The organism is Kluyvera georgiana, from assembly GCF_050990895.1.
In the GTDB taxonomy this organism is placed as follows: Bacteria; Pseudomonadota; Gammaproteobacteria; order Enterobacterales; family Enterobacteriaceae; genus Kluyvera; species Kluyvera georgiana.
The window spans coordinates 3,938,099-3,960,887 of sequence record NZ_CP158865.1 but is presented as its reverse complement, the minus strand read 5'-3'; the positions used below and the strand labels follow the sequence as shown (position 1 = coordinate 3,960,887).

Annotated in this window: 18 protein-coding genes, 4 tRNA genes and 2 rRNA genes; 17 read left to right on the top strand and 7 right to left on the bottom strand. The window is 54.6% G+C overall.

Annotated elements, in window-relative coordinates:
• Positions 1-44: 44 nt before the first annotated feature.
• From ABTW00_RS18900 to dkgB, 6 genes are all read left to right on the top strand, one after another.
• Positions 45-121 (top strand) — tRNA-Ile (locus ABTW00_RS18900).
• 39 nt (positions 122-160) lie between these two features.
• Positions 161-236 (top strand) — tRNA-Ala (locus ABTW00_RS18895).
• 198 nt (positions 237-434) lie between these two features.
• A 23S ribosomal RNA gene (locus ABTW00_RS18890) occupies positions 435-3,342 on the top strand.
• 92 nt (positions 3,343-3,434) lie between these two features.
• Positions 3,435-3,550: ribosomal RNA gene (rrf, locus tag ABTW00_RS18885) — 5S ribosomal RNA — on the top strand.
• Positions 3,551-3,742: 192 nt separating this feature from the next.
• Positions 3,743-3,819 (top strand) — tRNA-Asp (locus tag ABTW00_RS18880).
• A gap of 164 nt (positions 3,820-3,983) precedes the next feature.
• On the top strand, positions 3,984-4,787 hold the full coding sequence (gene dkgB / locus ABTW00_RS18875; protein WP_433636862.1) for a 2,5-didehydrogluconate reductase DkgB: 804 nt from the start codon (positions 3,984-3,986) through the stop codon (positions 4,785-4,787).
• An 86-nt stretch (positions 4,788-4,873) separates the two neighbouring features.
• Here dkgB and yafC read toward each other — a convergent pair whose 3' ends face one another.
• Positions 4,874-5,767, bottom strand: a complete 894-nt coding sequence (gene yafC / locus ABTW00_RS18870) for a DNA-binding transcriptional regulator YafC (RefSeq protein WP_433636860.1) — start codon at positions 5,765-5,767, stop codon at positions 4,874-4,876.
• A gap of 104 nt (positions 5,768-5,871) precedes the next feature.
• On the opposite strand from yafC, the gene ABTW00_RS18865 reads away from it, so the two are divergent.
• Together ABTW00_RS18865 and ABTW00_RS18860 are read left to right on the top strand one after the other, a co-directional pair.
• On the top strand, positions 5,872-7,047 hold the full coding sequence (locus ABTW00_RS18865; protein WP_433636857.1) for an MFS transporter: 1,176 nt from the start codon (positions 5,872-5,874) through the stop codon (positions 7,045-7,047).
• Between the two features lie 142 nt (positions 7,048-7,189).
• Positions 7,190-7,984: an endonuclease/exonuclease/phosphatase family protein gene (locus tag ABTW00_RS18860; RefSeq protein ID WP_433636854.1), complete on the top strand. Its 795-nt coding sequence runs from the start codon at positions 7,190-7,192 to the stop codon at positions 7,982-7,984.
• 56 nt (positions 7,985-8,040) lie between these two features.
• On the opposite strand, the gene mltD is transcribed toward ABTW00_RS18860, so the two are convergent.
• Together mltD and gloB are read right to left on the bottom strand one after the other, a co-directional pair.
• A complete protein-coding gene (gene mltD, locus ABTW00_RS18855) occupies positions 8,041-9,402 on the bottom strand; it encodes a murein transglycosylase D (protein WP_065357899.1) in 1,362 nt (453 codons plus the stop codon).
• A gap of 71 nt (positions 9,403-9,473) precedes the next feature.
• Positions 9,474-10,229 carry a hydroxyacylglutathione hydrolase gene (gene gloB / locus ABTW00_RS18850; RefSeq protein ID WP_064547639.1) on the bottom strand — a complete coding sequence of 252 codons (756 nt, stop codon included), beginning with the start codon at positions 10,227-10,229 and terminating at the stop codon, positions 9,474-9,476.
• Positions 10,230-10,259: 30 nt separating this feature from the next.
• Between gloB and ABTW00_RS18845 the strand changes: the two genes are divergently transcribed.
• The gene (locus ABTW00_RS18845) at positions 10,260-10,985 is read left to right on the top strand and encodes a class I SAM-dependent methyltransferase (protein WP_064547641.1); all 726 of its coding nucleotides are present in this window, start codon (positions 10,260-10,262) and stop codon (positions 10,983-10,985) included.
• Here ABTW00_RS18845 and rnhA read toward each other — a convergent pair.
• Positions 10,982-11,560: a ribonuclease HI gene (rnhA, locus tag ABTW00_RS18840; RefSeq protein ID WP_164092403.1), complete on the bottom strand. Its 579-nt coding sequence runs from the start codon at positions 11,558-11,560 to the stop codon at positions 10,982-10,984. The genes ABTW00_RS18845 and rnhA overlap by 4 nt on opposite strands.
• Between rnhA and dnaQ the strand changes: the two genes are divergently transcribed.
• The gene (gene dnaQ, locus ABTW00_RS18835) at positions 11,514-12,245 is read left to right on the top strand and encodes a DNA polymerase III subunit epsilon (protein ID WP_064547680.1); all 732 of its coding nucleotides are present in this window, start codon (positions 11,514-11,516) and stop codon (positions 12,243-12,245) included. The two genes, rnhA and dnaQ, sit on opposite strands and share 47 nt — an antisense overlap.
• A gap of 129 nt (positions 12,246-12,374) precedes the next feature.
• A tRNA-Asp gene (locus tag ABTW00_RS18830) sits at positions 12,375-12,451 on the top strand.
• Between the two features lie 88 nt (positions 12,452-12,539).
• On the opposite strand, the gene ABTW00_RS18825 is transcribed toward ABTW00_RS18830, so the two are convergent.
• Together ABTW00_RS18825 and fadE are read right to left on the bottom strand one after the other, a co-directional pair.
• Complete coding sequence (locus ABTW00_RS18825) at positions 12,540-13,310, bottom strand: amidohydrolase (protein WP_271447774.1); 771 nt, start codon at positions 13,308-13,310, stop codon at positions 12,540-12,542.
• A gap of 130 nt (positions 13,311-13,440) precedes the next feature.
• Positions 13,441-15,885, bottom strand: coding sequence for an acyl-CoA dehydrogenase FadE (fadE, locus tag ABTW00_RS18820; protein WP_065357897.1), 2,445 nt, complete (start codon positions 15,883-15,885; stop codon positions 13,441-13,443).
• A 238-nt stretch (positions 15,886-16,123) separates the two neighbouring features.
• Here fadE and lpcA point away from each other — a divergent pair, with 238 nt between their 5' ends.
• Positions 16,124-16,705, top strand: a complete 582-nt coding sequence (gene lpcA / locus ABTW00_RS18815) for a D-sedoheptulose 7-phosphate isomerase (RefSeq protein WP_065357896.1) — start codon at positions 16,124-16,126, stop codon at positions 16,703-16,705.
• 41 nt (positions 16,706-16,746) lie between these two features.
• Complete coding sequence (locus ABTW00_RS18810) at positions 16,747-17,514, top strand: class II glutamine amidotransferase (protein WP_064547651.1); 768 nt, start codon at positions 16,747-16,749, stop codon at positions 17,512-17,514.
• Here ABTW00_RS18810 and dpaA read toward each other — a convergent pair.
• Positions 17,485-18,225 (bottom strand): peptidoglycan meso-diaminopimelic acid protein amidase, encoded by a 741-nt coding sequence (dpaA, locus tag ABTW00_RS18805; protein WP_064547653.1) that lies wholly within the window; start codon positions 18,223-18,225, stop codon positions 17,485-17,487. The two genes, ABTW00_RS18810 and dpaA, sit on opposite strands and share 30 nt — an antisense overlap.
• 559 nt (positions 18,226-18,784) lie before the next feature.
• Here dpaA and ABTW00_RS18800 point away from each other — a divergent pair.
• From ABTW00_RS18800 to ABTW00_RS18785, 4 genes are read left to right on the top strand one after another with little or no spacing between them, the layout of a single operon-like run.
• Entirely contained in the window at positions 18,785-20,128 is a 1,344-nt protein-coding gene (locus tag ABTW00_RS18800; protein WP_433636847.1) for a Na(+)-translocating NADH-quinone reductase subunit A, read from the top strand.
• A 3-nt stretch (positions 20,129-20,131) separates the two neighbouring features.
• Positions 20,132-21,370, top strand: a complete 1,239-nt coding sequence (locus ABTW00_RS18795) for an NADH:ubiquinone reductase (Na(+)-transporting) subunit B (RefSeq protein ID WP_065357905.1) — start codon at positions 20,132-20,134, stop codon at positions 21,368-21,370.
• The gene (locus ABTW00_RS18790) at positions 21,363-22,157 is read left to right on the top strand and encodes a Na(+)-translocating NADH-quinone reductase subunit C (protein WP_064547657.1); all 795 of its coding nucleotides are present in this window, start codon (positions 21,363-21,365) and stop codon (positions 22,155-22,157) included. The genes ABTW00_RS18795 and ABTW00_RS18790 overlap by 8 nt, the downstream gene beginning before the upstream one ends.
• Positions 22,150-22,788 (top strand): NADH:ubiquinone reductase (Na(+)-transporting) subunit D, encoded by a 639-nt coding sequence (locus tag ABTW00_RS18785; RefSeq protein WP_064547659.1) that lies wholly within the window; start codon positions 22,150-22,152, stop codon positions 22,786-22,788. The genes ABTW00_RS18790 and ABTW00_RS18785 overlap by 8 nt, the downstream gene beginning before the upstream one ends.
• Position 22,789: the final 1 nt, after the last annotated feature.

The window sequence follows — 22,789 nt, the reverse complement described above, 5'->3', positions numbered from 1 at the left end:
TCACACAGATTGTCTGATGAAAAATAGCAGTAAAGAATCTCTGCAGGCTTGTAGCTCAGGTGGTTAGAGCGCACCCCTGATAAGGGTGAGGTCGGTGGTTCAAGTCCACTCAGGCCTACCAAATTCGTCCCGCGGATTTGAGGGAGATTCACTATACGATGGGGCTATAGCTCAGCTGGGAGAGCGCCTGCTTTGCACGCAGGAGGTCTGCGGTTCGATCCCGCATAGCTCCACCATCTTTACTGCAACAACCCAAGAAAACTTCAGAGTGTACCTGAAAAGGTTCACTGCGAAGTTTTGCTCTTTAAAAATCTGGATCAAGCTGAAAATTGAAACGACACACTGTGTCTGTTCTCCGTAATAAGAACAGATAAGCGGTGTGTTCGAGTCTCTCAAATTTTCGCAATCAGAAGTGAAACATCTTCGGGTTGTGAGGTTAAGCGACTAAGCGTACACGGTGGATGCCCTGGCAGTCAGAGGCGATGAAGGACGTGCTAATCTGCGATAAGCGTCGGTAAGGTGATATGAACCGTTATAACCGGCGATTTCCGAATGGGGAAACCCAGTGTGTTTCGACACACTATCGTTAACTGAATACATAGGTTAACGAAGCGAACCGGGGGAACTGAAACATCTAAGTACCCCGAGGAAAAGAAATCAACCGAGATTCCCCCAGTAGCGGCGAGCGAACGGGGAGCAGCCCAGAGTCTGAATCAGCTTGTGTGTTAGTGGAACGGTCTGGAAAGTCCGACGGTACAGGGTGATAGTCCCGTACACCAAAATGCACAGGTTGTGAACTCGATGAGTAGGGCGGGACACGTGGTATCCTGTCTGAATATGGGGGGACCATCCTCCAAGGCTAAATACTCCTGACTGACCGATAGTGAACCAGTACCGTGAGGGAAAGGCGAAAAGAACCCCGGCGAGGGGAGTGAAAAAGAACCTGAAACCGTGTACGTACAAGCAGTGGGAGCACCCTTTGGGGTGTGACTGCGTACCTTTTGTATAATGGGTCAGCGACTTATATTCTGTAGCAAGGTTAACCGTATAGGGGAGCCGAAGGGAAACCGAGTCTTAACTGGGCGTTAAGTTGCAGGGTATAGACCCGAAACCCGGTGATCTAGCCATGGGCAGGTTGAAGGTTGGGTAACACTAACTGGAGGACCGAACCGACTAATGTTGAAAAATTAGCGGATGACTTGTGGCTGGGGGTGAAAGGCCAATCAAACCGGGAGATAGCTGGTTCTCCCCGAAAGCTATTTAGGTAGCGCCTCGTGAACTCATCTTCGGGGGTAGAGCACTGTTTCGGCTAGGGGGTCATCCCGACTTACCAACCCGATGCAAACTGCGAATACCGAAGAATGTTATCACGGGAGACACACGGCGGGTGCTAACGTCCGTCGTGAAGAGGGAAACAACCCAGACCGCCAGCTAAGGTCCCAAAGTCACAGTTAAGTGGGAAACGATGTGGGAAGGCTCAGACAGCCAGGATGTTGGCTTAGAAGCAGCCATCATTTAAAGAAAGCGTAATAGCTCACTGGTCGAGTCGGCCTGCGCGGAAGATGTAACGGGGCTAAACTGTGCACCGAAGCTGCGGCAGCGACACTATGTGTTGTTGGGTAGGGGAGCGTTCTGTAAGCCTGCGAAGGTGTCTCGTGAGGGATGCTGGAGGTATCAGAAGTGCGAATGCTGACATAAGTAACGATAATGCGGGTGAAAAACCCGCACGCCGGAAGACCAAGGGTTCCTGTCCAACGTTAATCGGGGCAGGGTGAGTCGACCCCTAAGGCGAGGCCGAAAGGCGTAGTCGATGGGAAACAGGTTAATATTCCTGTACTTGGTGTTACTGCGAAGGGGGGACGGAGAAGGCTATGTTAGCCGGGCGACGGTTGTCCCGGTTTAAGCATGTAGGCGGAGCGTTTAGGTAAATCCGGACGCTTACTAACGCTGAGGTGTGATGACGAGGCACTACGGTGCTGAAGTAACAAATGCCCTGCTTCCAGGAAAAGCCTCTAAGCATCAGGTAACATCAAATCGTACCCCAAACCGACACAGGTGGTCAGGTAGAGAATACCAAGGCGCTTGAGAGAACTCGGGTGAAGGAACTAGGCAAAATGGTGCCGTAACTTCGGGAGAAGGCACGCTGATATGTAGGTGAAGTGGTTTACCCATGGAGCTGAAATCAGTCGAAGATACCAGCTGGCTGCAACTGTTTATTAAAAACACAGCACTGTGCAAACACGAAAGTGGACGTATACGGTGTGACGCCTGCCCGGTGCCGGAAGGTTAATTGATGGGGTTAGCTGTAAGGCGAAGCTCTTGATCGAAGCCCCGGTAAACGGCGGCCGTAACTATAACGGTCCTAAGGTAGCGAAATTCCTTGTCGGGTAAGTTCCGACCTGCACGAATGGCGTAATGATGGCCAGGCTGTCTCCACCCGAGACTCAGTGAAATTGAACTCGCTGTGAAGATGCAGTGTACCCGCGGCAAGACGGAAAGACCCCGTGAACCTTTACTATAGCTTGACACTGAACACTGGTCCTTGATGTGTAGGATAGGTGGGAGGCTTTGAAGCGTGGACGCCAGTCTGCGTGGAGCCAACCTTGAAATACCACCCTTTAATGGCTGGTGTTCTAACGTAGACCCGTAATCCGGGTTGCGGACAGTGTCTGGTGGGTAGTTTGACTGGGGCGGTCTCCTCCTAAAGAGTAACGGAGGAGCACGAAGGTTAGCTAATCCTGGTCGGACATCAGGAGGTTAGTGCAAAGGCATAAGCTAGCTTGACTGCGAGAGTGACGGCTCGAGCAGGTGCGAAAGCAGGTCTTAGTGATCCGGTGGTTCTGAATGGAAGGGCCATCGCTCAACGGATAAAAGGTACTCCGGGGATAACAGGCTGATACCGCCCAAGAGTTCATATCGACGGCGGTGTTTGGCACCTCGATGTCGGCTCATCACATCCTGGGGCTGAAGTAGGTCCCAAGGGTATGGCTGTTCGCCATTTAAAGTGGTACGCGAGCTGGGTTTAGAACGTCGTGAGACAGTTCGGTCCCTATCTGCCGTGGGCGCTGGAGAATTGAGGGGGGCTGCTCCTAGTACGAGAGGACCGGAGTGGACGCATCACTGGTGTTCGGGTTGTCATGCCAATGGCATTGCCCGGTAGCTAAATGCGGAAAAGATAAGTGCTGAAAGCATCTAAGCACGAAACTTGCCCCGAGATGAGTTCTCCCTGACCCTTTAAGGGTCCTGAAGGAACGTTGAAGACGACGACGTTGATAGGCTGGGTGTGTAAGCGTAGCGATACGTTGAGCTAACCAGTACTAATGAACCGTGAGGCTTAACCTTACAACGCCGAAGATGTTTTGGCGAAGAGATGATATTCAGCTTGATTACAGATGACATTAACCGGCGAAAAGCGGGTTAATAAACAGAATTTGCCTGGCGGCTGTAGCGCGGTGGTCCCACCTGACCCCATGCCGAACTCAGAAGTGAAACGCCGTAGCGCCGATGGTAGTGTGGGGTCTCCCCATGCGAGAGTAGGGAACTGCCAGGCATCAATTTAGCAGTATGGCACTAAAATTCGGGGCAGTTCGCTACTCGACAGAGAGTAGGACAAAAGCGAAAGCTTTTGAACGTTGCAAAGCAACGGCCCGAAGGGTAAATCACGAAGTGATTTATAAACTGCCAGGCATCAAATTGCAGTAAACCGGGATGAATAATCCGGGTAGTGACAAAGAAATTCGGTGGAGCGGTAGTTCAGTCGGTTAGAATACCTGCCTGTCACGCAGGGGGTCGCGGGTTCGAGTCCCGTCCGTTCCGCCACTTATTAAGAGCCCTGAGCATTTGCTCAGGGCTTTTTTCTTTGCGTATCGTTTCATTATTGCTGTTTTAGCAAAAATCCTCTGCATTTCACGATCTTTTTCTCGATCCTCACCTTCGTCATAATGGTTCCAGTTAACCCATTTTGATAAATAAAGAGGAAAATCATGACAATCCCTGCATTTGGTCTCGGTACCTTCCGCCTGAAAGACGACGTTGTTATTGCATCTGTAAAAACCGCGCTGGAGCTTGGCTACCGTACTATCGATACCGCACAGATCTATGACAACGAAGCGGCCGTAGGCCAGGCCATTGCCGAAAGCGGCATCGCGCGTGATGAACTGTTCATCACCACCAAGATCTGGATTGAAAATCTGAGCAAAGACAAGCTGGTCGCCAGCCTCAAAGAGAGCCTACAGAAGCTGCGTATCGACTATGTTGACCTGACGCTGATCCACTGGCCGTCGCCGAACGACGCCGTGGCGGTTGAAGAGTTTATGGCTGCGCTGCTGGAAGCGAAAAAACAGGGTCTGACTCGCCAGATCGGGATCTCTAACTTCACGATTCCGCTGATGAAGCGCGCTATTGCTGCCGTAGGCGCAGAGAATATCGCCACTAACCAGATTGAGCTGTCACCGTACCTGCAAAACCGCAAAGTCGTTGATTGGGCTACTGAGCACGGTATCCATATCACTTCTTATATGACGCTGGCATACGGTAAGGCACTGAAAGATGAAGTGATTGCAGCCATCGCGAAGAAACATAATGCGACGCCTGCGCAGGTTATTCTGGCCTGGGCAATGGGTGAAGGCTATGCGGTCATTCCATCTTCTACCAAGCGTGAGAACCTGGCAAGCAACCTGCTGGCGCAGGATCTGAAATTGGATGCCGAAGATAAAAAAGCCATCGCCGCGCTGGACTGCAATGACCGCCTGGTCAGCCCGGAAGGTCTGGCTCCTGAGTGGGACTAATGACCCTTTAACCCTCTGAAGCCCTCTGGTAGCCCGGACGAAACGCTCATGTCGATTCCGGGCCTCCCAATCAGCCGTGCGATTCGTTACCGATTTTCCTTCACATACTCGCTCAGAAAATCAATAAATGCCCTGATACGGGTGCTGACTGCCCGGTCACTGTAGTAAACCGCGCTAAACGGCATCTCCACGGGCAGCCGCTTGTCGGCCAGTAGCTCAACAAACTCTCCGCTCGCAATCTCTTTATCCACCATGTAGTCCGACAGACAGGCAATACCATTGCCGTTCAAACATAGCTGTTTGATTGTTTCTCCGCTGTTGGATGTAATTTCGCAGCTGACTTCCATAAACTGCCCATCGCAGCAGTACACGGGCCACGTGTTCAGCGAAGAAGGTTCGGTGAAACCAAGGCACTGGTGCTCTTTCAAATCTGCAACGTTCTCCGGCTTGCCATGGCGGGCAATATACTCCGGGGATGCGATGATCTTACGATAGCTGTTAAACAGGGGGCGCGCACGCAGGCTGGAGTCGGTTAATGTCCCCGCCCGGATAGCAACGTCTACCTTACGCTCAATCAGGTTGATAAAGGTCTCAGACGACACCAGCGAGAGCGTCATATCTGGATAGCGTTCGCGAAACGGCTTAATCAGCGGCATCAGGAAGTGCAACATCACCGGCGTGGCCGCGTCAACCCGCAGCAGACCCCGCGGGGTATTGCGCGTATCCAGCAGCTCATTTTCTGCAGCGGCCATCTCTTGTAGCACAACCTGCATGCGGCGGAAGTAGCGTTCCCCCTCTTCGGTCAGATTAAGCTGACGTGTGGTACGGTTTAGCAGGCTCACGCCGAGCTTGGATTCCAGCTTCTTAACCGCCCGGCTCACCGCCGAGTTAGCCAGGCCCAGTTGCTCTGCTGCCCGGCTAAAACTACCGCTTTCAACCACCGCCACGAAAATGGCGATCTCTTCTGATGTTGCTCTCATTGTTGCACCTGACGCAAAATTCTATTGAGATTTTGAATATTTTTGTTATTTAAACACCCCGGCATACTACGTGTCATCTTAATACTGATGATGTGGAGTAAATTATGCCGCTGGCGCTACTTGCCTTAACGATCAGTGCCTTCGCTATTGGCACAACCGAATTTGTGATTGTCGGACTGGTTCCGACGATCGCTGAACAGCTCGCCATCTCCCTGCCTTCCGCTGGGATGCTGGTTTCCATTTATGCTCTGGGCGTGGCTATCGGCGCGCCGGTGCTCACGGCCCTGACGGGCAAATTGCCGCGCAAACAGCTGCTGCTAGCCTTGATGGTGCTGTTTACCGTCGGTAACCTGCTGGCCTGGCAGGCGCCAGGATACGCCACATTAGTTGTCGCGCGTCTGCTCACCGGTCTGGCCCACGGCGTGTTCTTTTCCATTGGCTCAACCATTGCCACCAGCCTGGTGCCAAAAGAGAAAGCCGCCTCGGCGATTGCCATTATGTTTGGTGGCCTCACCGTGGCGCTGGTCACCGGTGTGCCGCTGGGCACCTTTATCGGTCAGCACTTTGGCTGGCGCGAAACTTTCCTTGCTGTTTCTTTACTGGGCGTGATTGCGCTGATTGCCAGCGCCATACTGGTACCGGGTAATATCCCAGGTCGTGCACCAGCAAGTTTAGCCGACCAGTTGAAAGTGCTGACTCACCCGCGTCTGCTGATGATTTACGCGATTACCGCGCTGGGCTATGGCGGCGTCTTTACCGCCTTCACCTTCCTGGCACCGATGATGCAAAATCTGGCAGGCTTTACCCCGAACGCGGTCAGTTGGATCCTGTTAGGCTACGGTGTGGCGGTCGCAGTAGGGAATATCTGGGGTGGTAAACTGGCCGATAAACACGGTGCGGTACCGGCACTGAAATTTATCTTCGCCGCGCTGGCGGCGCTGCTGGTCGTCTTCCAGTTCACGGCGTCAATTCAGTATGCTGCACTGGCAACGGTATTGGTGATGGGCGTGTTCGCTTTTGGTAACGTGCCCGGTTTGCAGGTCTACGTGGTGCAGAAAGCCGAGGAGTATACGCCAGCTGCCGTTGATGTGGCATCGGGCCTGAACATCGCTGCTTTTAATGTCGGAATTGCTATCGGCTCAGTCGTGGGGGGCCAAACCGTCGAACACTATGGTCTGGCACAAACGCCGTGGATTGGCGCGCTGATTGTCGTGGGGGCGCTGCTGTTGACCGGCCTGAGTGGTCGCCTGGACAAGCCCACTCGTGTGGTGCCAGGTTAGAATTTTGTCGGTAAGCACAGGCTTACAGAAGTTCACCCAGCTTTATAACAAATAGCGTTGAAACCGCGGGCAAAAGCCCCTATAACTGAGGAACCTTCCTGGAATCAGGCGGGTTCTTTGCTTATTGAGGTTATAAAAGAAAGTGCGAAAAAACACCTACGCCATGCGCTACATTGCCGGACAGCCAGCGGAGCGGATCCTCCCGCCACCAGGCACGTATTCCGGGTTGAGCGAGGCATTATCGGTGGGTAAGCCGTTAAGCACTGAAGAGAATATTCGCATCCTGGTGTGGAATATCTTTAAGCAGCAGCGCGCTGAATGGCTGTCGGTGCTGAATAAGTACGGTAAAGATGCGCACCTGGTACTACTGCAAGAAGCGCAAACCACGCCAGAACTGGTAAAGTTTGCGACCACTAACTATCTCGCGGCCGATCAGGTTCCCGCGTTTGCGCTGCCGCATCATCCCTCCGGCGTGATGACGCTGTCCGCCGCTCAGCCCGTCTACTGTTGCCCACTGCGTGAACGCGAGCCGATTCTGCGGCTGGCGAAATCGGCGTTAGTGACCGTTTACCCACTTCCTGATTCGCGGTTGCTGATGGTCGTGAATATTCACGCCGTTAACTTTAGCCTTGGCGTTGATGTCTACAGTAAACAGCTGATGCCCATCGGCGAGCAGATTGCCCAACATCATGGCCCAGTGATCATGGCCGGGGATTTCAACGCCTGGAGTCGTCCGCGTATGAACGCGCTGTACCGTTTTGCGCGCGACATGTCGTTGCGTCCGGTACGCTTTGACGACGATCAGCGCCGCCGGGCGTTTGGTCGTCCGCTGGATTTCGTCTTCTATCGTGGGTTGAACGTGAATGACGCTTCCGTTCTGGTGACTCGCGCATCGGATCACAATCCGCTGATCGTAGAATTCAGCCCCAGCAGGTAGGGCTGAAGACATAAAAAAGGCACCGGGGGAACGGTGCCTTTTTTATTGTATGCCTGTCAGGAGTCAGGACGGTCGCTATTCTTAACAAACAGCGTGAGCTGATCGCCCGGCTGCAGGTTGCCAGCGTCACTGTTCCAGCGCATCACATCTTTGATGTTAACGCCGTGACGTTTTGCAATGCTCGACAACGAATCGCCTTTACGTACGCGGTACGTAATGCTGCTGTTATCAGCAAGACGCGCAGCGCTGCTGCCCGCACCTACCGTTAAGCTCTGACCCACTTTCAGGTTGCTACCACGCAGGTTGTTCCACTGCTGCAGGTCCTTCGTCGTCACGCCTAAGCGTGATGCGATACCCGACAGCGTGTCGCCTGAGCGAACCTGATAGCTGCGGCTGGACATCGGCGTATTGTCAGCAACCAGCGTAGGCTGGAGGTCGGCAATTTCACCGGAGGCCAGGGATTCACGCAGCTGGTCTGCATGCTTCTGTGGCACCATCACGTACTTCGGACCGCTTGCGCCGAGCGTAGAGCCTTTGACGCCAGCATTGAAGGTCTTCAGCTTGTTGACCGGCATACCAGCCATGTCTGCGAGCTGAGAGATCTCAACCGGGCTATCGAGGCGAACGCGCGCCAGCGCACGGCTTTCGTCGGTTGTTGGCAGACGAACGCCATAGCGTTTGCTGTTTTTGAGGATGTCGCTCAAAGCCAGCATCTTCGGTACGTAGACCTTAGTTTCCTGAGGCAACGGAAGAGACCAGAAGTCCGTAGGCTTACCACGGGCTTTGTTCGCTTTCATTGCTTTCATTACACGGCCTTCACCGCTGTTATACGCCGCCACGGTTAATAACCAGTCGCCGTCGAACATTTTGTTCAAACGCTGCATCATATCCAGTGCTGCCGTTGTGGAAGCAACGACGTCACGACGTGCGTCATAACTGCGGGTCTGTTTCAGACCATAATTGCGCCCTGTGCTCGGAATGATCTGCCAGATGCCTGCGGCATTGGCGCCAGACGTTGCGTGCGGGTCAAAAGCGCTCTCCACTATGGGTAGTAATACCAGTTCCATAGGCATGTTACGTTTCTTAACTTGCCCGGCTATCCAGTACATATACGGCTCTGCCCGTAAAGTTACATCGTGGAGATAGCTCTTATTTCGTAAGTACTTCTGTTTCTGTTCGCGAACCCGGGAGTTATCCGGGATTCCCATCTTTAGCTCGTCGCCAATATAAGCCCACAGGTTCTGATTCTGCATGTCGAATGTCCCATCGTCCATCCAACGTGCTTGACTTGCGAACTTACTTGCTTCCCCTTGACTAGCCGCAGAAAGGCTCTGTGCGTGCTGTTGGACGTTGCCCTGCTGTGACGCCTGGCACCCCACGAGCAGGACAGAGGCGAGTAATATCGCTTTTGCCTTCATGTGTGTGTCAATAGTTGCTTAAAAGACGACCGATAATAACGACGAACTTTCGAAAACGCAACCCGGAAGTATCAGAAGTTATCTTTCTTTGACCGTAACCATGCAAAACGCTCTTCAGATTGTAGCAATTTTGTTTCTTTGTTTATTTTATTAATTAAATCAATATCATCCGTTCTTAAAAAGAGATTAATTTGGCGCTCATTTTTCAGAGTTGTGGGGAGTGTCATTTGATTTTTTGCGCGTAACTCCTTCACTTCTCGATAGTATTCGTTAATGAACAAATCATGCGGTAAAACGCTCAGGGCGAACTTCATGTTGGAGAGCGTATATTCATGTGCGCAACAAATTAGCGTCTCTTCCGGCAGGGTGTTAATGCGCTGCAACGAGCGGTACATCTGGGCTGGCGTGCCTTCGAATAAACGTCCGCAGCCCCCGGAAAACAGGGTATCGCCGCAAAAAAGCCACGGCGCGCTGTAGAAACAGACATGTCCTAAAGTGTGCCCCGGTGTAGCGAAAACGTGAAATTCCTGGTCGAGTACGCGGATCCGATCGCCATCGGCGACAATTTTTGTCGTTCCTTTGTGACGCGTCTCTTCTGGACCGTAAACGATCAGATTCGGATAATGCCTATGCAGATCCGACACGCCGCCAACGTGATCGTTGTGGTGATGGGTTAAGAGGATCGCTTCTGGCTGCCAGCCGTTTTCGGTAATTGCCGCCAGCACCGGGGCCGCTTCACCGGGATCGACAATCAGACAGCGGCCCGTTTCATCATTAAGAACCCAGATGTAGTTGTCCTGAAACGCCGGAATACTGTTAAGATTCATTAGTTACCTCTTAAGCGTAGGGAAGGTGTGATGAAACCGGCAAGGATACCTCAAACAGTGTCAGCGCCTGTCTCGTGGGCGCAATTGCCCTGGGGTGAATATTATCGCGAGGCTATCGATCGTCAACTGAAACCCTGGCTCGGAAAGCTGTACGGCTTTCACCTGCTCAAGATCGGCAACCTGAGCGCGGAGATCAATACTGAAGCCTGCGCGATCTCCCATCAGGTCAATATCTCGCTGGAAGGCAGCCCAATGCAGGTGCTGGCCGATCCGCTGCATCTACCGTTTGCTGAGAAATCGGTCGATGCCTGCCTGCTTGCTCATACCATGCCCTGGTGTAGCGATCCGCACCGTATGCTGCGCGAGGCCGACCGCGTGTTAATCGATGATGGCTGGCTGATTATCAGCAGCTTTAATCCGGTGAGCCTGATGGGGCTGCGCAAGCTCTTTCCCGTGCTGCGTAAATCCGTCCCTTACAACAGCCGAATGTTTACCATGACCCGCCAGCTCGACTGGCTGGCGCTGCTGAATTTTGAAGTGCTGCACCAGAGCCGTTTTCAGGTGCTGCCCTGGGCGAAGCAGGGGGGCGTTATGTTGAGCACCCATTTGCCTGCGCTGGGGTGCTTGCAACTGATTGTCGCCCGAAAACGCACCATTCCGCTGACGCTGAACCCGATGCGGCAAAATAAGGCAAAAAGCCGTATCCCGCAGGCGGTCGGTGCGACCCGCCAGTACCGTAAACCGCCGGACGCTTAGGCTTCCGGCTGGTAGCCGACATCATCGTGGGTGGGTGCGGAGGCTGCCGCTCGCGCCAGCTCATCGCAGCGTTCGTTCTCCGGATGCCCGGCGTGGCCCTTCACCCATTCCCAGCGAATTTCATGCTGGCCAAGGGCCGCATCAAGCCGTTTCCAGAGATCGACATTCTTCACCGGCTTTTTATCCGCCGTCTTCCAGCCACGTTTTTTCCAGTTGTGGATCCACTGAGTGATCCCCTGGCGTACGTACTGGCTATCGGTACTCAGCACCACGGTGCACGGTTCTTTCAGCGCTTCCAGCGCGACGATCGCCGCCATCAGCTCCATCCGGTTATTGGTGGTCAGGCGATAGCCTTCATTAAAGGTTTTTTCCCGCTGGCGATAGCGTAAAATAGCGCCATAGCCGCCGGGGCCTGGGTTACCAAGGCAAGAGCCATCGGTGAAAATTTCTACCTGTTTAAGCATCTCTGGTAGACTTCCTGTATCTGCAATCGAAAGTAAAACGGCAAGTCTGACATAAATGACTGATATGAGCACTGCAATTACGCGACAGATCGTTCTGGATACCGAAACCACCGGTATGAACCAGATCGGCGCGCACTATGAAGGTCACAAGATCATTGAGATCGGTGCCGTCGAAGTAATCAACCGTCGTTTGACCGGCAACAACTTCCACGTTTATCTCAAGCCCGACCGGCTGGTGGACCCTGAAGCCTTCGGCGTTCACGGTATCGCCGACGAATTCTTGCTGGATAAACCCACCTTTGCCGAGGTTGCCGATGAGTTTCTTGACTACATCCGCGGCGCGGAGCTGGTCATCCATAACGCATCGTTCGATATCGGCTTTATGGACTATGAGTTTAGTAAGCTCAATCGCGGTATTCCAAAAACCGATACCTTTTGTAAAGTCACCGATAGTCTGGCGCTGGCGAGGAAAATGTTTCCCGGCAAGCGTAACAGCCTTGATGCGTTGTGCTCGCGCTATGAAATAGACAACACCAAGCGTACGCTGCACGGCGCGCTTCTCGATGCCCAGATCCTGGCAGACGTCTATCTGACGATGACCGGTGGGCAGACGTCGATTAAATTTGCGATGGAAGGCGAAGGGCAGCAGCAGGTAGGCGATACCGGAATTCAGCGTATTGTCCGCGCGGCGAGTAAACTGCGCGTTGTTTATGCGACCGATGAAGAGCTGATGAACCATGAATCGCGCCTTGACCTGGTACAGAAGAAAGGTGGAAGCTGCCTCTGGCGGGCATAAAACGGTTATTTTGCTGTGAAAATAAGCGTATGGGCGAATTTTGCAGCAAACGATTCAAAAACAGAGAAAAAGCGTTGACGGTTTCCGAGGGAATCCGTAATATTCGCCTCGTTCCCAAGGGAACACAGCGGAGCGGTAGTTCAGTCGGTTAGAATACCTGCCTGTCACGCAGGGGGTCGCGGGTTCGAGTCCCGTCCGTTCCGCCACTATTCAGAAAGCCCGAATCAGCAATGATTCGGGCTTTCGTCGTTTTAGCCTTCCAGATTTTTTCGGCACAACTTTGCCGTCCTTTCATTACCCTAGCGCAAACGGATCGGCATCCTGCCAGGCAGGGAAATTCTCGCGATACTCCTGGAGTTGCGACAGAGAAAGTTCCCCATCGATACGGGTAGCCAGGTGCGGCTCGGCGGTGGCAAGAATCTCGCCCTGTGGGGTGATGATACGGCTATCTCCGCGGTAGTGATGGCCGTTGCCGTCGGTTCCAACACGGTTACAGCCCGCGACGTAAGCCTGGTTCTCAATGGCGCGTGCCGTCAGCAGCGCCTGCCAGTGCAGTGAACGCGGCGCGGGCCAGTTCGCAACGTACAGCGCCAGGTCGTAGTCATTGCGGTTGCGCGACCACACCGGGAAACGCAGGTCATAGCAGACCAGCGGCAGAATGCGCCAGCCGCGCCACGTCAACACCACGCGCTGGTTACCCGCAATATAGTGGTGATGCTCATCGGCCATACGGAACAGATGGCGTTTGTCGTAGACGTGGACCTGACCTTCAGGTTCCACGAGCAGGAAACGATTGACCGCCCCCAGCGGCGTTTGCAGCGCGGCGCTGCCGGCAACCAGCGCATTGGTGCGCAGCGCCTGTTCTCGCATCCAGGCGACAACATCTTCCTCTGCCATCGACTGCTCGGCGGCTTCCATGGCAAAACCAGTCGTAAACATTTCCGGCAGTACAATCACGTCGCGCCCGACAATCTCTTCCATCTGCCGGTCAAAGTGTCGCAGGTTGGCAGGTCCGTCCATCCAGACCAGCGGTTGTTGTAAAAGGGTAATCTTCAAGCCAGGCACGTGATGAACTCCTTTATTGCAGGACGTAAATCTAACTGTAACACCTTATCAGGACGTTGCCGCGGTGGGGACCATCTGGATAAAAAAAAGCGGAGCCAGGCTCCGCTTTGGGGATAATGAATCGAAGGGATTACGCGGCTTCAACCTTGCGCACGTTGTCCGGCAGCTTTACCGGCTTGGTCGCCAGCTCGTCCGCAGCAAAATCATCAACGTTGATGCTGCGCAGACGGCTTTCTTCCGCTTTGATCAGAATGGCCGCTTCGGTCTGATCGATAAGCCCTTTTGCCAGCGCGTTACGAGCCAGTTCGTCCAGACGGGTAAACGGCAGGTTTTTGCCAATTTCTTTACAGATACGCTGGTGGATAGGGTCCGCCGCCATCACGTCAACCAGCGCTTCTTCCAGCAGACCCACCGGGTTATGTTCACTCGGGGTCAGGTACTGGCCGCGGCCAATACGAGAGCGGGTGGCGCTCGGCGTTTGCAGAATCTTCGCCACGCTGTGGTCCAGCTTATCGGACGGCGCATCATAATGACGGCCGGTCGGGAAGATGGCGACGCGCAGGGCGCCAGCGACAAAACGGTTCGGGAAGTTCTTCAGCAGATCGTCAATCGCCTGCTCTGCCTGATGAAGCGCATCCTGCACGCCCCAGTGCACCAGAGGTAAATCGGCCTCATGGCGACCTTCATCGTCATAGCGTTTCAGTACCGCAGAAGCGAGGTACAGCTGGCTCAGCACGTCGCCCAGACGCGCGGAGATACGCTCACGACGCTTCAGGCTGCCGCCCAGTACCGCCATGGAAACATCGGACAGCAGGGCCAGGTTGGCGCTTAGACGGTTCAGATGCTGGTAGTAACGTTTCGTCGCATCACGGGTCGGCGTCGAGCTGGTTAAGCCGCGAGTGACACCTAACCAGAAGCTACGCACTTTATTGCTGCCGACGTGGCCGATGTGTTTAAACAGCAGTTTGTCGAAGGCGTTAACGTCTTTGTTCTGCGCGGCGGCCATCTCTTCCAGCACGTACGGATGGCAGCGAATGGCGCCCTGGCCGAAGATCATCATGCTACGGGTCAGGATGTTCGCCCCTTCCACGGTGATGGCAATCGGCGCGCCCTGGTAAGCACGGGCCAGGAAGTTGCCTTCGCCCAGCATAATGCCTTTGCCCCCGGCGATATCCATGGCGTCAACAATGGACTGCTGGCCGCGATGGGTGCAGTGGTACTTGACGATAGCCGACAGGACCGCCGGTTTTTCACCGAGCATAATGCCGTAGGTAATCAGGGTCGCGGCGGCGTCCATCACGTAGGCGTTGCCTGCGATACGCGCCAGCGGCTCTTCAATACCTTCCATTTTACCAATGGACACTTTGAACTGACGGCGAATATGCGCGTAGGCACCGGTGGCCAGCGCGACGGATTTTACGCCGCCGGTGGAGTTCGACGGCAAGGTGATGCCGCGGCCTACGGACAGACACTCAACCAGCATACGCCAGCCCTGACCGGCCATTTTTGGCCCACCGATGATGTAATCGATTGGAACAAAGATGTCCTGACCGCGGGTTGGGCCGTTCTGGAACGGCACGTTCAGCGGGAAGTGACGACGGCCAATTTCCACGCCGGGGGTGCTGGTGGGGATCAGCGCACAGGTAATACCTAAATCTTCCGCGCCGCCCAGCAGTTTATCCGGATCGGAGAGTTTAAACGCCAGCCCCAGTACGGTAGCGATTGGGGCCAGCGTAATGTAGCGTTTGTTCCAGGTCAGGCGCATACCCAGCACCTGTTCACCCTGCCATTCGCCCATGCAGACGACGCCGGTATCCGGAATCGCACCGGCGTCAGAACCGGCTTCCGGGCTGGTGAGCGCGAAGCAGGGGATTTCCTGACCACGCGCCAGGCGCGGCAGATAATGATTTTTCTGTTCTTCAGTACCGTAGTGCTGCAACAGCTCGCCCGGCCCTAAGGAGTTCGGTACGCCGACGGTAATCGCCAGGATCCCGGAAACGCCGGAGAGCTTCTGCAGGACGCGCGCCTGAGCATAAGCGGAGAATTCCAGGCCGCCGTACTCTTTCTTAATGATCATCGCGAAGAAGCGGTGTTCTTTCAGGTACGCCCACAGCTCCGGCGGCAGATCCGCCATTTCGTGGGTGATCTGGAAATCGTTCGCCATACGGCAGGCTTCTTCAACCGGGCCATCAATAAAGGCTTGTTCTTCGGCAGTCAGTTGCGGACGCGGATAGTTGTGCAGCTTTTTCCAGTCCGGGTTGCCGCGGAACAGATCGCCTTCCCACCAGGTGGTACCGGCATCGATCGCTTCTTTTTCGGTGCGCGACATCGGCGGCATCACCTTACTGAACATGCGGAATACCGGCGCGGAAATCAGCGCTTTACGCATTGGCGTAAAGTTGAACGGCACCAGAATGATCGCCAGCGGCACCAGCAGCCACAAATTCCACAGACCCGCAGCGCCGAGCGCCGCGGTCCAGGCCAGTAAAATCAGGCTACCGAGCGTCAAACTGACGCGGTGATAGAAGAGCACACCGAGTAAAGCAATGGTTAAAACAATACTCAAAATCATCATAGAGAAATGCCCCTGTCTTGTAGGAGGTCTGACCACTTGTGATGATATGGTTGTAGTTGATGTGATTTTAATTAGCAATGTGTTTACAAAATAATTACAACACCGCTCACATTGTTGATGCTTTTTAGCGCACCAAAAATTCAAACATCTGCTGAATAGGTTGGCCCTTGCTTCTCTGCGCTGGCGCTATCCGGTACACTACTGACGACAATTTTATTAATGCTGAAGGATTATCCTCATGTACCAGGATCTTATTCGTAACGAACTGAATGAAGCGGCCGATACGCTGGCAAACTTTCTGAAAGATGAAGCCAATATCCATGCCATTCAGCGTGCAGCAGTCCTGCTGGCGGATAGCTTTAAGGCCGGTGGTAAAGTGCTTTCCTGCGGTAACGGCGGCTCTCATTGCGATGCGATGCACTTTGCCGAAGAGCTGACCGGTCGCTATCGTGAAAACCGTCCGGGCTACCCGGCGATTGCGATCTCTGACGTCAGTCATCTCTCCTGCGTGAGCAATGATTTCGGCTATGAATATGTTTTCTCTCGTTACGTTGAATCCGTGGGGCGCTCGGGCGACGTGCTGCTGGGTATTTCCACTTCTGGCAACTCAGCTAACGTGATCAAAGCGATTGAAGCGGCGCGTGCGCAAGGCATGAAGGTCATCACCCTGACCGGTAAAGACGGCGGCAAAATGGCCGGTTCTGCTGATATCGAAATTCGCGTACCGCACTTTGGTTACGCCGATCGCGTGCAGGAAATTCACATTAAAGTGATTCACATTCTGATCATGCTGATCGAAAAAGAGATGGTTAAGGCATAAGTTTCACGGGGCTTCGGCCCCGTTTGCTGTGGAGGTGTGATATGTGCGAACTGCTCGGGATGAGCGCTAATGTGCCAACCGATATTTGCTTCAGTTTCACCGGGCTCGTTCAGCGCGGTGGCGGCACCGGGCCGCATAAAGACGGCTGGGGTATCACCTTTTACGAAGGAAAAGGGTGTCGCACCTTTAAAGATCCGCAGCCCAGCTATCAGTCGCCGATTGCCAAACTGGTTCAGGATTATCCTATCAAGTCCTGCTCGGTGATCGCGCATATCCGCCAGGCGAACCGCGGCATGGTGGCGCTGGAAAATACCCATCCGTTTACCCGCGAGCTGTGGGGACGCAACTGGACCTATGCCCACAACGGGCAGCTCTCTGGCTATAAAACGCTGGAGACCGGACAATTCCGCCCGGTTGGTGAAACCGACAGCGAAAAGGCATTTTGCTGGCTGCTGCACAAGCTGACCCAGCGCTACCCGCGTACGCCCGGAAATATGCAGGCGGTGTTTAAGTATATTGCGTCACTGGCGGAAGAAATGCGCGCGAAAGGCGTGTTCAATATGCTGCTGTCTGACGGGCGTTACGTCATGGCGTTCTGCTCCACTAATCTGTACTGGATTACCCGTCGGGCGCCATTTGGCGTGGCGAAGCTACTGGATCAGGACGTGGAAATTGATTTTCAGCAGGAAACGACCGCAAACGATGTGGTGACCGTGATTGCCACCCAACCGCTGACGGGGAATGAAACCTGGCACAAGATCATGCCAGGCGAATGGCGCTTATTTTGCCTCGGGGAGCGCGTAGTTTGACGCCAGCTGCGGCTGAACCACTTCGTGGCTCAGCGGCTTGCTCACGACATAGCGGCCATCGACGACCGAAACCATCGGCGGTTTGTGCGTCTGCTGGAAGTAGTCGTAGCCCGGCTTAAGCTGCTGCCAGAAATCTTTATAATAGGAATATTTATGGCGTTCCATGTTGGCATCGGTCATGCGGAACGGATAGATGCTGACCTGGACGCTGGACTGCCCGAAGACCAGCGCGCCGGTCACGAACTGGAATATTTCATCAATACCCGAGTCGGTCATGGCATAGCAGCCAACTGATACGCAGGCCCCGTGAATCATCAGGTATTTCCCTTCATAGCCGTGCGCGCGGTCATAGGCGTTCGGGAAGCCGATATTAATCGCTTTATAGAAGCGGCTGTCTGGCTTTAATTGGCTGCGCTGTACTGAATAAAACCCTTCCGGGCTTTTGAAATCGCCCTGACGCTGCTTCGGCCCTAAGCCGCCGGAGTAGTTACAGATTTTATAGCTATCAAGGAGTTGGTAGGTTTCACCCATTTTCACATAGAGGTCGAGCGTGCGCTCTTCCTTGAAAATCTGGATGTAGACTGGGGAGCCCATCAATTGCTGCTTATATTCTTTGCTGACTGGCGTCGTCGGGCTGTTGCTGCTCATTAACCCAGCAAACGAAACGCACGGCATTAAAAGCATCGCAATAAATAATGCGATTTTGCGCATACTACTTGTTCCTTGATAAAAAATAACTACACGCCAGGAGAGGCAACAGAGAGAAAAAAGCAGACAAATCTGTTTTTTGTGCGCTCACCTTAGCACCACCGCATTTTTTCGCAAGTGGGGCGTTTGGCGTTTACAATTTCGTGTTGTATTCCTGCGGTGGGGCGGTGTGTTGTGCTGATCGCCCGCGCATGGGAAGCCTGTAAAAGAGTGTAGGATAAGCTGATGATTCGCTAGCTATCTTTGTCCGAATCCATAGCAGTTTGCGTCTCAGCTCGCAATTTAGTGGCTAGAAAAGCGGAACTGCTGCATCGACGAAGGATAAAATGGTAAACTTTCGTTACGTAATCATTCAGGCTGAAAATGGGTAAAACGGATACTCGCTGGATGATTCAGGTAGTAACTCTCTAAACAGTGTAAGAAAGGATGCTTCAGATTTTCATCATGCCTGGTGATGGAATACGATTGGCCTTCAGGCGAACCTCCTTTCTTTTGTCTCGTTAACCAAACGCTGGCCTCAGCGCTGAGTTGACGCCGTCGTTAACGGATACCTGCGAACAGTATGATTAAAATAACCAAAGGCCTCGATCTGCCTATAGCTGGATTGCCCGACCAGCAACGTATTGATGACGTTGCCGTGAGCCGCGTGGCGGTAAAAGGCGAAGAATATAACGGACTGCGTCCTTCGATGGCGGTAAAAGAGGGCGATAGGGTCGTAAAAGGGCAACTGCTCTTTGAGGACAAGAAAATTCCCGGCGTCCGTTTCACCGCGCCCGCCAGCGGTACGGTTAGCGCTATTCACCGTGGCGAACGCCGCGTCCTGCAGTCGGTAGTCATTGACGTCGATGGCGACGAGTCGTTGAGCTTTACGCCCTATCCGGCCGATGCGCTGACGACGCTGCCGCGCGAAGCGGTGGTTGCGCAGTTGGTGGAGTCCGGGCTGTGGACGGCTATGCGCACGCGCCCGTTCAGCAAAACCCCTGCGCCGGGTTCGGTACCGGCGGCGATTTTCGTGACCGCCATGGACACGAACCCGCTGTCCGCCGATCCACAGCCAATTATCCTCGCCCAGCGCGAGGCGTTTGATGCCGGCCTGACGGTGCTGACGCGTTTGACTGACGGTAAAGTCCACGTCTGTCAGAGCAGCGGCGGCAAATTAGGCGGCCACCCGCAGGGGCAGGTAACGTTCAATCAGTTCACTGGCCCGCATCCAGCAGGGTTAGTCGGTACTCACATTCATTTCCTGGAGCCGGTCAGCTTGCAAAAGCAGGTATGGCATCTGAACTACCAGGACGTGATTGCCTACGGCAAGCTGTTCCTTGACGGTGTTATCTGGACCGAGCGCATCATCGCCCTTGGTGGTCCTCAGGTGAAGCATCCTCGCCTGCTGCGTACCTGCCTGGGGGCGGATCTCGATGCCCTGCTGGTGGGAGAACTGCACGAAGGTGAAAACCGCATTTTGTCCGGCTCCGTACTTAACGGCACCAAGGCATCGGGCCCGCATGCGTTTCTTGGCCGCTTCCACCTGCAGGTGAGCGTGCTGAAAGAAGGGCGCGAAAAAGAGCTGCTTGGCTGGGTTGCGCCGGGGCGCGACAAGTTTTCGATTACCCGCACTACGCTGGGCCACTTCCTCAAGAAGAAGCTGTTTAATCTCTCGACGGATACCCACGGCGGCGAGCGTGCAATGGTGCCTATCGGCAACTACGAGCGGGTCATGCCGCTGGATATTCTGCCCACTATGCTGCTGCGCGACCTGCTGGCGGGCGATACCGACAGCGCGCAGGCATTGGGCTGTCTGGAGCTTGATGAAGAAGACCTGGCGCTTTGCACCTATGTCTGCCCAGGAAAATACGAATACGGGCCGGTGTTACGCCACGTCCTAACGCAAATTGAGCAGGAAGGCTAAGTGATGGGCTTAAAACAGCTACTGGAAAAAGTTGAGCCGCACTTCACGCAGGGCGGCAAGCTGGAAAAATACTACCCGCTATATGAAGCGACGGCGACGTTGCTCTATACGCCGGGGCATGTCACTAAGGGCGCAGCGCACGTGCGTGACGCCATCGACCTTAAGCGCATGATGATCCTCGTCTGGTTCGCCGTTTTCCCGGCGATGTTCTGGGGGATGTACAACGTCGGGCTGCAAACCATCCCGGCGCTGCACAAATTGTACGGCGCCGAACAGCTGCAGCAGGTGATTGCCAGCAACTGGCACTACAGCGTGGCGCAGGCGCTGGGCGTGAGCTTCGCGCCGGACGCCGGCTGGATCAGCATGATGATGCTGGGCGCGGTGTTCTTTGTGCCGATTTACGCCACGGTCTTTTTGGTTGGCGGTTTCTGGGAAGTGCTGTTCGCGATTGTGCGCAAGCATGAGGTGAACGAAGGTTTCTTCGTTACATCAATTTTGTTTGCGCTGATTGTCCCGCCAACCATGCCGTTATGGCAGGCGGCACTCGGCATCTCCTTTGGCGTGGTGATTGCGAAAGAGATCTTTGGCGGCACCGGCCGCAACTTCCTTAACCCAGCGCTGGCCGGGCGTGCGTTCCTGTTCTTCGCCTATCCGGCGCAAATCTCCGGCGATCTGGTCTGGACTGCCGCCGACGGTTTCTCCGGGGCGACACCGCTCTCCCAATGGGCGAGCCATGGCGGTGAAGCGCTGGTCAACGTCGTCAGCGGGCAGCCGGTGAGCTGGATGGATGCCTTTATCGGCAATATTCCGGGCTCCATCGGTGAAGTCTCCACGCTGATGATCCTGCTCGGCGGGGCGCTGATTATCTTTGGCCGCGTTGCCTCCTGGCGCATCGTGGCCGGGGTCATGGTGGGCATGATTGCCTGCGCCACGCTGTTTAACCTGATTGGTTCCGAGACCAACCCGATGTTCGCCATGCCGTGGTACTGGCACCTGGTGCTCGGTGGTTTTGCCTTCGGCATGATGTTTATGGCAACCGACCCGGTTTCCGCCTCGTTTACCGATAAAGGTAAATGGTGCTACGGCGCGCTGATTGGCGCAATGTGCGTGCTGATTCGCGTCGTCAACCCAGCTTATCCAGAAGGGATGATGTTGGCCATTCTGTTCGCCAACCTCTTTGCGCCACTGTTCGATTACCTGGTGGTGCGAGCCAATATTAAGCGGAGGAAGTCGCGTGGCTGAGAAGAAAAGTAACGATAGCATCGGCAAAACGCTGCTGGTGGTGCTGGTGCTTTGTCTGGTTTGCTCCATTGTGGTCGCCGGTTCTGCCGTTGGCCTGAAGCCGCTCCAGCAGGAGCAGCGCGCATTGGATAAGCAACGCAATATCCTGGCGGTAGCCGGCCTGATGCACGACAAAATGTCGGCAGATGAAGTGGCGGAGGTGTATACCAGCCGCGTAACGCCGCGGCTGGTGGACCTGAAAAGCGGCGCGATACTTGATGCTGACCCGGCAAAGTTTAATCCGAGCCAGGCCCTGAAGGACCCACAGCAAAGCATTGCGCTGGCCTCAAGCGAAGATCCTGCCGGTATTCGTCGCCGTAGCAACGTCGTGGAAATCTACCTCATCAAAGATGAAAAGCAGCAGGTTCAGGAGATCGTCCTGCCGGTTTACGGCAACGGCCTGTGGTCGATGATGTATGCGTTTGTGGCGCTGGACACTGACGGGCGCACCATTAAAGGCATCACTTACTACGACCAGGGAGAAACCCCGGGGCTGGGCGGCGAGATTGAAAATCCGAACTGGCGTGCGCAGTTTGTCGGTAAACGCGTCATCAACGACGAAGGCCATCCGGCGCTGAAAGTGATGAAGGGGGCTGCGCCACAGGGCGATCTGTACGCGGTGGACGGTCTATCTGGCGCGACGCTCACGGCCAACGGCGTGCAGCACAGCTTTGATTTCTGGATGGGCGAACTGGGCTTTGGCCCGTTCCTGAAACAGGTGCGTGAAGGAGGGCTGAACCATGGCTGAACAGGGTGAAATGAAAGAGATGAAACGCCTGTTGGTGGGGCCGCTTATTGCCAATAACCCGATCGCGCTCCAGGTGCTTGGCGTCTGTTCGGCGCTGGCGGTCACCACCAAACTGGAGACGGCGTTTGTGATGACCATTGCGGTCACGCTGGTGACGGCGTTTTCCAGCATGTTTATCTCGATGATTCGCCACCATATTCCTAACAGCGTACGTATCATCGTACAGATGGCGATTATTGCCTCACTGGTTATCGTGGTCGATCAACTGCTGCGCGCGTTTGCCTATGAAACGTCAAAACAGCTGTCGGTCTTCGTCGGGCTTATCATCACCAACTGTATTGTGATGGGGCGCGCGGAGGCGTTCGCGATGAAGTCGCCGCCGCTGGCAAGCTTTATGGACGGCATCGGCAACGGTCTGGGCTATGGCGCTATTCTGCTGGTTGTGGGTTTCCTGCGCGAGCTTATTGGCAGCGGCAAGCTGTTTGGCGTCACGGTGCTGGAGACGATACAGAACGGCGGCTGGTATCAGCCGAACGGCCTGTTCCTGCTCGCGCCGAGCGCGTTTTTCATTATCGGTCTGCTGATCTGGGCGCTGCGTAGCTGGAAGCCGGAACAGCAGGAAAAGGAGTAAC

Bases quoted from the DNA above. Each gene is read 5' to 3' on its own strand.
- ABTW00_RS18795 (WP_065357905.1), top strand. From the start codon at position 20,132: ATGGGCTTAAAACAGCTACTGGAAAAAGTTGAGCCGCACTTCACGCAG.
- lpcA (WP_065357896.1), top strand. From the start codon at position 16,124: ATGTACCAGGATCTTATTCGTAACGAACTGAATGAAGCGGCCGATACG.
- dpaA (WP_064547653.1), bottom strand. From the start codon at position 18,225: ATGCGCAAAATCGCATTATTTATTGCGATGCTTTTAATGCCGTGCGTT.
- gloB (WP_064547639.1), bottom strand. From the start codon at position 10,229: ATGAATCTTAACAGTATTCCGGCGTTTCAGGACAACTACATCTGGGTT.
- ABTW00_RS18785 (WP_064547659.1), top strand. From the start codon at position 22,150: ATGGCTGAACAGGGTGAAATGAAAGAGATGAAACGCCTGTTGGTGGGG.
- ABTW00_RS18845 (WP_064547641.1), top strand. From the start codon at position 10,260: ATGAAACCGGCAAGGATACCTCAAACAGTGTCAGCGCCTGTCTCGTGG.
- ABTW00_RS18800 (WP_433636847.1), top strand. From the start codon at position 18,785: ATGATTAAAATAACCAAAGGCCTCGATCTGCCTATAGCTGGATTGCCC.
- fadE (WP_065357897.1), bottom strand. From the start codon at position 15,885: ATGATGATTTTGAGTATTGTTTTAACCATTGCTTTACTCGGTGTGCTC.
- yafC (WP_433636860.1), bottom strand. From the start codon at position 5,767: ATGAGAGCAACATCAGAAGAGATCGCCATTTTCGTGGCGGTGGTTGAA.
- ABTW00_RS18865 (WP_433636857.1), top strand. From the start codon at position 5,872: ATGCCGCTGGCGCTACTTGCCTTAACGATCAGTGCCTTCGCTATTGGC.
- ABTW00_RS18810 (WP_064547651.1), top strand. From the start codon at position 16,747: ATGTGCGAACTGCTCGGGATGAGCGCTAATGTGCCAACCGATATTTGC.
- mltD (WP_065357899.1), bottom strand. From the start codon at position 9,402: ATGAAGGCAAAAGCGATATTACTCGCCTCTGTCCTGCTCGTGGGGTGC.
- dkgB (WP_433636862.1), top strand. From the start codon at position 3,984: ATGACAATCCCTGCATTTGGTCTCGGTACCTTCCGCCTGAAAGACGAC.
- dnaQ (WP_064547680.1), top strand. From the start codon at position 11,514: ATGAGCACTGCAATTACGCGACAGATCGTTCTGGATACCGAAACCACC.